We start from the raw sequence: 11,141 nt of genomic DNA on the forward strand, positions 1-11,141 counted from the left end.
ATCGAGCAAGTCCCGTGTACGCTCGCCAATCGATATCGGCGCCTGTCCCCGGATTTTCAATCCTGCGTAGAATGTCGCCGTCAGGTTCGGCCGTTCGGCCCCTGCAGTGGAACCGACACGATCCAATGTCAGGTATCGATGTTTTGCAAAATCCGGTCGACCGACCCATATCCCCGCGCGATGCATATCGAGCGGGCACGATGCAGTCGGTATGCGGCCGGGCATCAGCGGCGTTGACGCGTCACCGGCACCATCGCCCGGGCATGCGCTCATCGCGCAGCAGGAGGAATTCTTGAAGAGGGCGGCTCTCGATAACGGGCGCGTCTTGACCGAACGCGGCAAGAACGCTGTGAATAAAATTATGGCCAGTGCACTCGAGATCTTCATCGTCGAGGGCTACGGTGGGCTGACCATGCGGAAGGTCGCGACAAAAGCGGGATTGGTGCTGTCGAACCTGCAACACTATTTCCCCACCCGCGAAGACATCTTCGAGGCGATCCTTGCCGAGACGAGGGACGCATACGCCAATACGTACGAGAGCGTGCGGGCCGATGCCTCCCTGACACCCGAGGGCCGGCTGGAGAAAGTGGTCAGACTGTTGCTCGAAGACGGCAAGCAGCCCAAGAACCAAAGCCTGTTCGTGAACTTCTGGGCACTGGCCCAGACCCAGGAATTCGCGCGGAAAATGCTTGAAGAGGGATACGGGTTTCAACGGACCGTGATCGCTGGATTCATCGAAGCCGTGAACCCGACGCTGTCGCGGGCAGTGCTCACCCGGAGAGCCGCACTGGTTACGGCACAGATCGAGGGGCTTGTCGTGTTGATACCGCAAAGAAATCGGTTCCCGTCGGACATCAAGGGAATCGAGGACGATGCGGTAAAGGCCATTCTGGCTTTGGCCAAGGCGCCATGAGTTGAATCGCCGCGGCGGCTCGGCGTCAATCCGGATCGGGGCGGTTGGGGACACGAAATACTGCACGCGAACCTGGCGCGAAACGAGGCGCTATCCCATGCAGATTCATGAGAGTCTGTTCGACGTATCCGGCATGCGCTCGATGGGGCAACGCCCACCCAGTCAAACTTGAAGAAAACTGCATGGGCTCTCTGAGAGGGGCCGCCTGAAGGACTGCACGATGAGAAGACAGGTCGCGGCGATCGCCGTGATGGTGCTGCTGAGTGGTTGCAAGACCCATACCGCTGTATCGACCCATCCGTTTTCCGGTTGCGTATCCGGCCCGGCCATTCCGGCCTGTACGGCGCCATCGAGCGTCGCGACGTATGGAATGCGGGGCCCGTCGGCGGTGCCGCCCGCTTCGGCTGCCGAACGCCAATACGACGCGGCGGCCGACGGGTACAAAACGATCGACGCGCGGTTCGACGCGTGGCGCAACGCGTGTGCGGCCGCCATGTCTGCGCCGGAGTTGAACCCGATCCGCGACAAGATCGAGATTTTTCACGATCCGTCGACACCCACACCGTACACGTACGCAGCGCTCGATCTCTTTCCGGCGCGCGCCGACTTGCCGCTGATCGCGAAATGGATTGCGCTTCGTGACGCGTGCGTCAAGCACGAACATGAGATCGACCTGACGTCGCCAGCGCTGACACCGATGGCGCAATCGATGGTGTTGCAACGAGCGGAGTTCAACGGTATCGCCGAGGCGAAGATCCGCCGGCTTGCCATCGGTCTCTCGCAACGGAAGCTGACATATGGCGAATTCGCCCAGCGCCGCTACCAGATCAATAGCGCGGCCGAAAACGCCGCGCAGCGTGTCGCCGCGACGTTGAGTGCCCGGGACCCGGGCAGCCAGTTCCTCGAGCAGCGTCGTATCGAGCGTCGTTTTTCAGCCGAGGTCGATACGTTCGAGCGCTACCTGCATTCCGTCGACGCACGCCAGCCGGGAACGGTACGGCTGGTGCCCGGAGCGGCAATCGGATCCGATGCCGCCGAGCAGGCGTGCGGTACGAACTGCTCATCGGATCCCATGCCGGACGGGGCCCCGCTCAAGCAGTTGCGCCACGGGTTCACTGTCTCCCACGGCGGTCTGGGGGGAACGACGGAGAGACGGGTTGATTTCGATAGCGGCAAGTTGTCCGTGATCGATTTCGACTTGCAATCGATCGAGGGCAAGACGCAGTCCGCGATCACGCGTCGTTCGGACATCGTGCTTGCGACGGGCGATCTGGCAAAGCTGCGCGCCATCGCAGACATGATCTGGCGATCGTTCGGTCCTGTCCCGACCGCCCGGGCGGCCCTGGGTACCTTCTGGGCGATACGCGTGGTCAATGGCCGGGTCGTCAGATCCGAGCGTGGGTTGGGCGACGTGGGCGGAGCCGGGCGCGATCTCGAGGCCGTATTGCAGGGCATCGAGGAAAGACAACTCGCGCATTTCCTGTTCGAGAACAGGCGCATGTACCAAGTGTGGTCATGCTACGACTATCCGTCGGCCGGGCACACGAGCGTGCCCGGTTCGCATATTCGAACGTCGGGGTACGGGTGGTCGGATCCGGATGACGTCCCGCCGGTCTTTCCGATTCCGTCGACCGATCCCTTGCCATTTCGCTTCGACGTCAAAAGAATCCAATGGACCTGCGCGGATTGAAACGTCGAGGTCGCGCAGAAAGCCAATGAGCGGCGATGCGCTTGTTCGGCATGTCTGTATGCAAGATGTCGTTACCATCCTTGAAACCGGTCGGAAAAAATATTGACGAGGAGTCCACGAGCCATGTTGAGCGGCATGCAGGAAGTGTGCGGAGCAGAATCGTCCCCGGGACAGCCATGCCCGGGCGACAGAACAGGCAGGAAAGGCCGCCTTTGCGCGCAAGCGGTGCTGACGCTCGTCCTGGCGTTGGGTGCACATGGCACGTTTGCCGCGAGCGACGTGAGCGACGACGATCAGCAGCAAGCTGCGTTGCGTACGATGATGGCCAAGAATCCGGCGCCGGCAGACAGCGTCAAGGGTGTTGCGCTGTCGCCCTGGGCGCATGGGCCATCGGCTTCCGGGCCGCTGTGGGTCGTGTCCGCATTGGTCCAGCGCTCGACCGAGAACGTCGACGCGGAGTTGTGGACGGGTGTCCTGACCCGCGACGGGCAAGGGTTCCATTTGCTTGCAAGCGATAGAAGCGAGCGCGTCGATACGTCACCGCTGTTGTGGAATCCATCCCTGACCATGGACGTGATTCCGTACCGAATCAGTGCGCAGGAAACCGCCTTTGGCGTTCGTTTCAACAATAACTACACGTCGACCTCGCATAGCGATTCGACCGAGATACTGAGCCTGTATCGCTATGCCGATGCGCGTGTGATGCCCATCTTCACCGCAACGACCGACTGGTGGACCTACGACAAGGACGGGGCTGCGGCGTGTGTCGAGGAGCAGGCGGGGAAGATGGGGAAGGGCAAAAATCCGGGCGACGCACAGCAGGACGCGTGCGATGCGGAAAACACGACGGAGGTTCGCTCCGTGCTGTCGTTCAGCCCTCGCATGACCAACGCGCATTACGACCTCGTTGTGCGTCCGAAGGGCAAGGCCGCGTCAGGCAAATCCGCGCGGTTTACCTGGAATGGGAAGACTTATCAGCCGCGTCGATTCGCCGGTGACTGGCACTGAAATGCAACCGCGGATCGGATGAAACCGTCGCCGCTGCGTGACGGCGCGTGGCGGACGAAACGATTGACCGCCTTCGGTTTGGCACACGACACATCGTTCGTGTGCTCGTGCTACGATTCGCGATGCCTGAGTGACCTGGCGAAAGCCGGCATCGACCAACCCGTAGCGAACCGCAACAGCTCCCACTCGAATCATGTACGCAGCTGCCTGGCCTCCCTCGAAAACGCACTGAAAACCCGCGGCGATGCAATGATTGCATCGGCCTTGGTATTCGTCCCGGACTGTGATGAACGACAGTCCGGCGATGTCGTTCGAATTGACTGATCGTGTCTGTATTCGTGCGACTGCGTTTTCCAGAGACCACAACATGCGTATTTTCAATACGATGGCGGCTCATGCCATCCCGCTCGTTCCCCGTTCGCTGATCCGCAGGATCTCCCGCCGCTATATCGCCGGCGAAACGCTTTGCGATGCGCATACGCGCATCCGTGCGCTTCACGCGGCAGGCTTCCGAACCACCGTCGATGTGTTGGGCGAGACGGCGTTATCGCCTGAACACGCAGAGTCGATGACTCGCGATTATCTCGATCTCATCGATGTGCTCGGTTCAGCGCATGAGCCTGCCGAGCTTTCGATCAAATTGACCGCACTCGGCTTGCATCTCGACGAAGCCGCCTGCCTGGCGCGCGTCTCGGCGATACTGCGATCGGCAGCCGCGCACGGGATCAGCGCATGCATCGACATGGAAGACATTCGCTGTACCCGGAAAACGCTCGATGCGTTTTCGAAGTTCGAAGCCGAAGGCTATGCGATCGGAATCGCACTGCAAGCGTATTTGAAGCGCACGAACGATGACATCGTTCCTCTGCTTGAGCGCAAAAGCCGCATGCGTATCTGCAAGGGAATTTATGCGGAGGCGAACGCGCATCTCGTCGACGGTGCGTCAAGGGATCGGATGGCGATCAACGCGCACTTCGTTCGGCACATATCGACTGCAATACAGGCGGGATCGTTCGTCGGCATTGCCACCCACGATGCACAGTTGATCGATGCGCTGACCGGCTGGCTGCAACGCGAGCGGATCGACAGGTCAAGGTTCGAATTCCAGATGTTGCTGGGCGTGTGCGAACCGGCGCGTGACGCGCTGCTTGCGCAAGGCTTCAATGTGCGCGTCTATGTGCCGTACGGCCGGGACTGGTATGGCTACAGCACCCGGCGCATCAAGGAGAATCCGCGAATCGCCGGATATATCCTGGCCGCGATGATACGTAACGACCGGATGCGTTAGCAACCGCGGCACGGGCGACACGTTGGGGCCGGCCAGATCGGTGGCCCCGCTCGTATGTCGATCGAGGCCGCCCGTAAAGTGACACCCGTCACACGGCAGTCCGATTTGCGAATGGCCGCCATAGAGAAGCCGGGGAGGCCGATGCGGGGGCGGCTCGGCCTGCCGCAACCGGCCGGTGCGGACGCTCGACGCGGCCGCCCTCATCGTTGACAATGGATTGCCGTGTTCCCAGCGCGTCGTTGCCATTCTTGAATCGAACCGCATCAACGGTCTCAAGTAACGTGGGAATCAATGACGGCGGCTATTTTTGCAAGTATCGCAATGGCTATCCCGCTTCATTCGAGATTCTTTATCAACCATGCAGACTGAAATCGAAGCACCGGGCCCAGCCGGCCCGCTGAAAGGCACGCTCGTGTCTCCGGACACCGGTGACGCACCGGTGGTGTTGATCGTGCCGGGCTCCGGCCCGACCGACAGAAATGGCAACGCACCGGACTGGCTTCAGGCATCGACCTACCGATTGCTTGCGGAAGGATTGCTCGATGAAGGTATCGCGTCGGTTCGCATCGACAAGCGCGGCATGTATGGCAGCGCGTCGGCAGTACCGGATGCCAATGACGTCACGATCGACGCGTACGCGGCCGACGTCCGTTCGTGGGTAACCGCGATCCGCGCGCAGACGGGGGCTTCCTGCGTATGGGTGCTGGGGCATAGCGAGGGGGGATTGGTGGCGTTGCTGGCCGCACGGCAAATGGCCGACATTGCCGGCCTGATCCTGGTGTCGACGGCGGGGCGCCCGCTCGGGCCGGTATTGAGGCAACAACTGCAATCGAACCCGGCCAATGCTCCGATCCTGGCAAATGCGCTGTCGATCCTCGAATCGCTGGAAGCCGGAAAACGGGTCGACGCAGCCGGGATCGATCCAGCACTCATGCCGTTGTTCAGACCGCAAGTCCAGCGCTTCCTGATGAGCGAATTGACCATCGATCCTGCAGCGCTGCTGGCCGGTTATACAAAACCCGTGCTGATCGTGCAGGGATCGCGGGATATCCAGATTGCCGTACAGGACGCGGAACTTCTGAAGGAGGCCAATCCGCGGGCCGAAATGGCGCTGATCGCCGACGCCAATCATGTGCTCAAGGCGGTCCGCACGCCGGCGCTGCAAGAAAACCTCGCCGCTTATTCGGACCCGGATCTGCCGCTGGCGGACGGCGTCGTGGCGGCGATTTCGGCGTTCGTGCACGCATCGACAGCGAGCCCGCGCTAGTCCCGGTCGAATCCGGTTGGTCCGGCGGGTGGCCTGTAACGGGGCCGGCAAGCGTCAGATGACGCCGAGCGTTTGCTGTCGGGAACCGGGCGTGGCGCTTCAGTTGGCGTCGGCCGAATGCATCGAGCAGGCGTCGGCCAGCAGGCGACACTTGACGGACACACGCCAATCGCCGGAAATCGTGCGCCGTCAACGCCGCAAATAATCCGTCACGCGCGCCTGCAAATGCGTGATCGCATCGGTGAGCCGCAGATACGCGTCGACATCCATCAGCGTCCATTCCTGGCCTTCGTTGCCGAAACGGATCGCGGCGATTTCCGCGTCGCTCAGCCAACTGGCGAAGAACCAGTGCGGCAGGCGGTCCGGCCGGGTCGACGGATAGACCCTGGACCAACCGATCCGGCTGCCCGGTATCGTCAGTCCGAATTCCTCATGGAGCTCACGCAACGCACACGCTTCGGGCGTCTCGTTACCTTCCCGGCCTCCACCGGGCAGGTCCCACAGGCCGGGAAACGGGATGTCGGGTTTGTCGTCGCGTCGATAGACGAGGATTTCCCGGTCCTTGAAGAGCGCAATCTTCGAACCACTGAAGGGGGCAAGCGATTCCATGCATGATCCAAATCGTGGAAGCGGGGCTGTCAGTGTAGATTCCCGGGTATCCCTGCGTACGCTCGATTTAATATAAGCATCCGTCTGGCGCGACGGCGACGGCGCGCCGCTATTGCGCCCGCTCGTCAGCTTGAAACCGGCCGGCGACGAATCCGACTATCCGACCGGCACGGGCAGCCGATGCTGCAGTCAAAGGTTGACCATCGAAAATGAAGACTTTTGCGATCAAGAACGGCCCATGGGGTCTCCGGTATCACGATCTCCCCGGGGAAGGTGTGCCGACGCTCTTCGTTCACGGCATAGGGTGCGCGTCTTCCTGCGACTATCCGGGCGTCGTGGCGGCGCCTGCATTGTCGCGGCATCGGAGAGTGCTGGTCGATTTGCTTGGATCCGGGTTCAGCGATCGCCCCACGGACTTTTCCTACAGCATGCAAGACCATGCCAAAACGATCGTGGCACTGGCCGATCATCTGGGGCTGTCGTCACTTAACCTGTTCGGGCACAGCATGGGCGGCGCTGTTGCCATTGCTGCATCGGCAATGCTTGGTGAGCGGGTGCGACATCTCGTGCTTGGCGAGCCGAATCTGGAGCCGGGTGGCGGCTTTTTCAGCAGAAAAATCGCGGCGATGACGGAGGTGGTTTATGTGCAAACCGGGCATGCAGCGCTGATAGCCGAATCCGCCGCCGAGGGCAGCGATATCTGGGCCGCTTCACTGTCGGCCAGTGCGCCGTACGCCGTTCACCGAAGTGCGGTGTCGCTCATCGAGGGCAGCCATCCCAGCTGGCGTGAGCAGCTCTATGCGATGCAGATGCCGAGAACCGTTGTGTTTGGCGAGCGCTCGCTGCCCGACGTCGATACCGAACGTCTTCCCGCGGAAGGGGTGAGCGTTGCGATCGTGAAAAATGCGGGACATTCGATGGCCTGGGAGAATCCGGCGGGGCTCGCTTCGGTGATCGCGCAGGCGCTCGAGTAACCGGAAAATCGACGTACAGCCCGGGTTCGGCCTTTTTCCGTACAAAGTACGAGATGAACGCGATGTTTTCGATCAGAACAGCGAGGCAGGAAGACGCCGCGCGTATTGCCGTGCTTGGCGCGCATGTGTGGGTGCATACCTATGCCGTGGCGGGCGTATCCGAGGTCATTGCCCAGTATGTGCTGGGGACCTTTACGCGCGAACGGATCCTGGCTCTGGTGAACGATCCCGGCGTCGTTCTGCGGGTTGCCGAGGCAGACGGAAATCTTGCCGGATATATCGTCATCCGCCTGGGTTCGCACCACGAGGACGTTCCCGTCGAGGTTGAAACGCTCTACGTCCAGCCGTCTTTTGCCGGTCGTGGAATCGGATCGTCACTGCTGACGCATGCGAGCGGTCTCGCAGAGGAAAGAACCGGAAATCGCTCGTTCTGGCTCAGCGTCAACTCGCAAAACGACAAGGCAATCGCTTTCTACCATTCCCGCGGCATGACGCAGGAAGGGATTGCCTACTTTGAGCTGGACGGGGTCCGGCACGAGAACAAGATCATGGTCGCAAGGGGCTGACCAATTCTTGTGGCCGTGAAGCGCTGTTGGGTGCAGGAAAGTGTGTTGCCATTGACGCGACCCATGTACCCCAGGCGTGGCCCCTTTCGAGGAACATGGAAGGCCGTTGAGGTGGGCGGCTGCCGCTTGCGGGTGCCGGTAAATCGCTAAAGGCAGTCGTTCGACACCGATGCACGGGAGCATAAAACGAACCATGACAAATCCGATTCGGTTCCGCGTCCGACCGGTATTTCACGGCAGCGATCTTCTGGTCGAGGTACTTGACGACCATCGCGCCGTGGATTGTCCAAACGTCGCTGCGATCCTGCAAGATGCGCTGCATTCTGTCCAGGTCCCGCATCCGGACGGCCTTGATGAACCCGAGGTTGCCTGGTCTCAGGACCGTTACTTCAGCTATTGGACATACGCTCGGGGCAGCTACGAAATAGACGACGATATCTGGGCGCTGTTCATCACAGCGACGATCGACAACGCGCGCATCGTCGCGGACATCGAAAGCGCACTCGTGTCGACGGGGAAGTTTGTCAAGGAAGCGGTGGATTTCAGTCAGTTCGAGTGAGTTGAAGAGAGCCGGGAACGCTTGCGCAACAACGACGAATAACGACGCTCGGTGGCCAGCAGCGACCGCTTCAGGTTGATCAACGCCAACCGCGTCAATCCGTGAAGCGGCAAAAAGACAAGCCGGCGACGCACCCAAGCGCTCCGCCGGCTTGCAATGGAACGAACACGGCAATCAATCCCGATGAAGGCGATCGCGCCGCGCGATTGCCTGGGCTTATCCCCGCACAGCCTTCACGACGTACTGACTCGTCGGTACCACATCGATCTTGTCGAAGTCGATGAAGCGCCCACAGCTGTCCATCATCTCGGCCACGTTGCGCTGGAATTTCTCGTCATCGCCGACCGCATCGAAGAACGCATGCGGATCGGTCATCGCCGCAGCGGGAAAACATTCCTCGACGATCGCGTCGTACCCAGGCGCCGCATGCGTGAGTGCGCGCACGACGACGTTCTGCACGTACAGGAAATTGTCCTGCGTCTCGATCGCGACGCGCGTGTGATGCCCGTGCCACACGTCGAGCCACGCTTCATGCGTGAGGCGCGGCGGCCGCTTCAGGAACGCGAGCTGCGAGAAGCCCGTGGTCCGCTCGCCCGGACGCGCCGGAAAGCGCGTATTCGGAATCGGTTGCGACTCGGTCACCAGATACGCAGCCATGTGCGGGGCGACTGCGCGCACCGCATCGTCGAACGGCTGGCGGAACATCGCGTTCGCACTGTCGACCCATACCGCGACGATCCCGTCGATGCCCGGGTGCGTGTTGGTCTGCTTCAGGCCGGCGGCCGGCGCGACCTCCGCGTCGGCGACGTTGACCTGCACGCCGTGCGCACCGAGCGACAGCAACTTGTCGGCGAGCTGCGCGCGCACCGTGCGGCTCCACTGATCGGGCGCAGCCTGTGCGTCGCGCCACAACACGTAAATGACTTTCTCCATTGCTTCGGCTCCAGGGGAATGACGGGATCGGCGGCGCTGCCGCCGGGGTTCAGGAAGCGGCTTCAGGCGTTCCAACCGCCTGGTGAGCGCCCGGTGCGAACCGGTTCGCGGTCAGCGTGAACGACGGCGGGATCGGCGACGTGACGGTTTCGAACAGCCGCTCGTGGCGCGTCGCGTGAATGCGCCACACGCCATCGCGCTTCACGTACTGATCGTCGTAGAACGCAGTGCCGTGCAGCAGGTAGTCATCCTCAAGATTGATCGCGTGATCCTCGAGAAACCACACGCCGCACGCGTGATCGGCCGAGACCAGCGTGAGCTCCGGGTGATGGCCGTGATGCATCGTCAGGAAGGTTGGCTTGCCGATCAGTTCGCGCAGGCTCGATACGAACGCATCGCGGCCGTCGTACGCATAGCGGCCGCCGTACAGCCGTGCTTCGCAGTCGTCGGTCAGGCAATCCGCGAGCAGCGCCCAGTCATGCGTGTCGACCGCGCGGAAATACCGGTATTTCAGCTGTCGGATCTGCTCGTACTCATGGAGCGTGCGGGTCGTGTCGTCCATCGCCGGGTCTCGTAGTGGTGTCGCTCGATGGTAGGAACGAAGCCCGGGGCATCACATCGTCTGTTCGGACGAATGCCGTTGCCGCACGCAAACGGCGCTGCCGAAACGAATCACGGATTTCATCCGAACGGGTGATGGCCGGTGCAGCGCACGGCGGTAACGTGGCATCGACGCGGCGTTCGAACCGCGCCGGCACCGAACAAGGAGACAGGATGACCCTCATCGAATCGCTGGAAGCGCGCGTGCGCCGGCTCGAGGACGCCGACGCGATCCGCCGGCTGAAGGCGCGCTACTTCACGAGCTGCGACCGCAAGGATCCGCAAGGGATGCGCGACTGCTTCGCGCCCGGCCACGTGCACATCGACTACGGCCGGATCGGCATGTTCGACACGCGTGACGCGCTCGTCGACGTGTTCGCGCAACTCGGTTGCCATCCGCACATCGTGGAGATGCACCACGGCGTGAATCCCGAGATCGCCGTGCTCGACGACACGCATGCACGCGGCACGTGGGGCCTGCACTACCAGATGATCGACACGAACGCGCGCACGCTCACGCAGCTCGGCGCGTACTACGACGACGAATACCGGAAGGTCGACGGCGAATGGAAGATCGCGGGCACGCGCTGCGTCGTCACGTCGACGCTGACGGCCCGCTACGAAGGCGCTGCACCGGGCGTGCTGTTCGCCGGCGCGCAGCCGCCGGCCGCCTGACGCACGCCAGCGCCAGGCATCTGACACACATACCCCAGGAGACATCGAACATGACACAG

General features: G+C 61.9%; 12 protein-coding genes. 9 read left to right on the forward strand and 3 right to left on the reverse strand.

Annotation, left to right across the window (positions count from 1 at the left end):
* The first annotated feature begins 211 nt into the window (after positions 1–211).
* From JYJ84_RS17875 to JYJ84_RS17895, 5 genes are all read left to right on the forward strand, one after another.
* Positions 212–913 (forward strand): TetR/AcrR family transcriptional regulator, encoded by a 702-nt coding sequence (locus JYJ84_RS17875; protein ID WP_175219569.1) that lies wholly within the window; start codon positions 212–214, stop codon positions 911–913.
* A 220-nt stretch (positions 914–1,133) separates the two neighbouring features.
* Positions 1,134–2,603, forward strand: coding sequence for a hypothetical protein (locus tag JYJ84_RS17880; protein WP_175219567.1), 1,470 nt, complete (start codon positions 1,134–1,136; stop codon positions 2,601–2,603).
* Positions 2,604–2,726: 123 nt separating this feature from the next.
* Positions 2,727–3,611: a hypothetical protein gene (locus JYJ84_RS17885; protein ID WP_175219565.1), complete on the forward strand. Its 885-nt coding sequence runs from the start codon at positions 2,727–2,729 to the stop codon at positions 3,609–3,611.
* A gap of 286 nt (positions 3,612–3,897) precedes the next feature.
* Entirely contained in the window at positions 3,898–4,899 is a 1,002-nt protein-coding gene (locus JYJ84_RS17890) for a proline dehydrogenase family protein (protein WP_307872114.1), read from the forward strand.
* Between the two features lie 358 nt (positions 4,900–5,257).
* On the forward strand, positions 5,258–6,166 hold the full coding sequence (locus tag JYJ84_RS17895; RefSeq protein WP_175219563.1) for an alpha/beta hydrolase: 909 nt from the start codon (positions 5,258–5,260) through the stop codon (positions 6,164–6,166).
* Between the two features lie 189 nt (positions 6,167–6,355).
* Here the strand turns inward: JYJ84_RS17895 and JYJ84_RS17900 are convergent, their stop codons facing one another.
* Positions 6,356–6,775: an NUDIX hydrolase gene (locus JYJ84_RS17900; protein WP_122947109.1), complete on the reverse strand. Its 420-nt coding sequence runs from the start codon at positions 6,773–6,775 to the stop codon at positions 6,356–6,358.
* Positions 6,776–6,984: 209 nt separating this feature from the next.
* Here JYJ84_RS17900 and JYJ84_RS17905 point away from each other — a divergent pair, with 209 nt between their 5' ends.
* From JYJ84_RS17905 to JYJ84_RS17915, 3 genes are all read left to right on the forward strand, one after another.
* Positions 6,985–7,749, forward strand: a complete 765-nt coding sequence (locus tag JYJ84_RS17905; RefSeq protein ID WP_175219561.1) for an alpha/beta fold hydrolase — start codon at positions 6,985–6,987, stop codon at positions 7,747–7,749.
* Positions 7,750–7,811: 62 nt separating this feature from the next.
* Entirely contained in the window at positions 7,812–8,315 is a 504-nt protein-coding gene (locus tag JYJ84_RS17910) for a GNAT family N-acetyltransferase (RefSeq protein WP_175219559.1), read from the forward strand.
* 193 nt (positions 8,316–8,508) lie between these two features.
* Complete coding sequence (locus tag JYJ84_RS17915) at positions 8,509–8,874, forward strand: hypothetical protein (protein WP_175219557.1); 366 nt, start codon at positions 8,509–8,511, stop codon at positions 8,872–8,874.
* Between the two features lie 216 nt (positions 8,875–9,090).
* Here JYJ84_RS17915 and JYJ84_RS17920 read toward each other — a convergent pair whose 3' ends face one another.
* Both JYJ84_RS17920 and JYJ84_RS17925 read right to left on the reverse strand, forming a co-directional pair.
* On the reverse strand, positions 9,091–9,807 hold the full coding sequence (locus tag JYJ84_RS17920; protein WP_175219555.1) for an EthD domain-containing protein: 717 nt from the start codon (positions 9,805–9,807) through the stop codon (positions 9,091–9,093).
* 49 nt (positions 9,808–9,856) lie between these two features.
* On the reverse strand, positions 9,857–10,369 hold the full coding sequence (locus JYJ84_RS17925) for a nuclear transport factor 2 family protein (RefSeq protein ID WP_175219553.1): 513 nt from the start codon (positions 10,367–10,369) through the stop codon (positions 9,857–9,859).
* 212 nt (positions 10,370–10,581) lie between these two features.
* Between JYJ84_RS17925 and JYJ84_RS17930 the strand changes: the two genes are divergently transcribed.
* Positions 10,582–11,082 carry a nuclear transport factor 2 family protein gene (locus JYJ84_RS17930; RefSeq protein ID WP_174958314.1) on the forward strand — a complete coding sequence of 167 codons (501 nt, stop codon included), beginning with the start codon at positions 10,582–10,584 and terminating at the stop codon, positions 11,080–11,082.
* The last annotated feature ends 59 nt before the right edge of the window (positions 11,083–11,141 follow it).

Origin of the sequence: Burkholderia sp. LMG 13014 (genome assembly GCF_905232215.1) — a bacterium.
In the GTDB taxonomy this organism is placed as follows: domain Bacteria; phylum Pseudomonadota; class Gammaproteobacteria; order Burkholderiales; family Burkholderiaceae; genus Burkholderia.

What these genes read in the sequence shown, in the direction of transcription:
- JYJ84_RS17875 (WP_175219569.1), top strand. Translation starts at nt 212, where the DNA reads ATGCGGCCGGGCATCAGCGGCGTTGACGCGTCACCGGCACCATCGCCC.
- JYJ84_RS17880 (WP_175219567.1), top strand. Translation starts at nt 1,134, where the DNA reads ATGAGAAGACAGGTCGCGGCGATCGCCGTGATGGTGCTGCTGAGTGGT.
- JYJ84_RS17885 (WP_175219565.1), top strand. Translation starts at nt 2,727, where the DNA reads ATGTTGAGCGGCATGCAGGAAGTGTGCGGAGCAGAATCGTCCCCGGGA.
- JYJ84_RS17890 (WP_307872114.1), top strand. Translation starts at nt 3,898, where the DNA reads ATGAACGACAGTCCGGCGATGTCGTTCGAATTGACTGATCGTGTCTGT.
- JYJ84_RS17895 (WP_175219563.1), top strand. Translation starts at nt 5,258, where the DNA reads ATGCAGACTGAAATCGAAGCACCGGGCCCAGCCGGCCCGCTGAAAGGC.
- JYJ84_RS17900 (WP_122947109.1), bottom strand. Translation starts at nt 6,775, where the DNA reads ATGGAATCGCTTGCCCCCTTCAGTGGTTCGAAGATTGCGCTCTTCAAG.
- JYJ84_RS17905 (WP_175219561.1), top strand. Translation starts at nt 6,985, where the DNA reads ATGAAGACTTTTGCGATCAAGAACGGCCCATGGGGTCTCCGGTATCAC.
- JYJ84_RS17910 (WP_175219559.1), top strand. Translation starts at nt 7,812, where the DNA reads ATGTTTTCGATCAGAACAGCGAGGCAGGAAGACGCCGCGCGTATTGCC.
- JYJ84_RS17915 (WP_175219557.1), top strand. Translation starts at nt 8,509, where the DNA reads ATGACAAATCCGATTCGGTTCCGCGTCCGACCGGTATTTCACGGCAGC.
- JYJ84_RS17920 (WP_175219555.1), bottom strand. Translation starts at nt 9,807, where the DNA reads ATGGAGAAAGTCATTTACGTGTTGTGGCGCGACGCACAGGCTGCGCCC.
- JYJ84_RS17925 (WP_175219553.1), bottom strand. Translation starts at nt 10,369, where the DNA reads ATGGACGACACGACCCGCACGCTCCATGAGTACGAGCAGATCCGACAG.
- JYJ84_RS17930 (WP_174958314.1), top strand. Translation starts at nt 10,582, where the DNA reads ATGACCCTCATCGAATCGCTGGAAGCGCGCGTGCGCCGGCTCGAGGAC.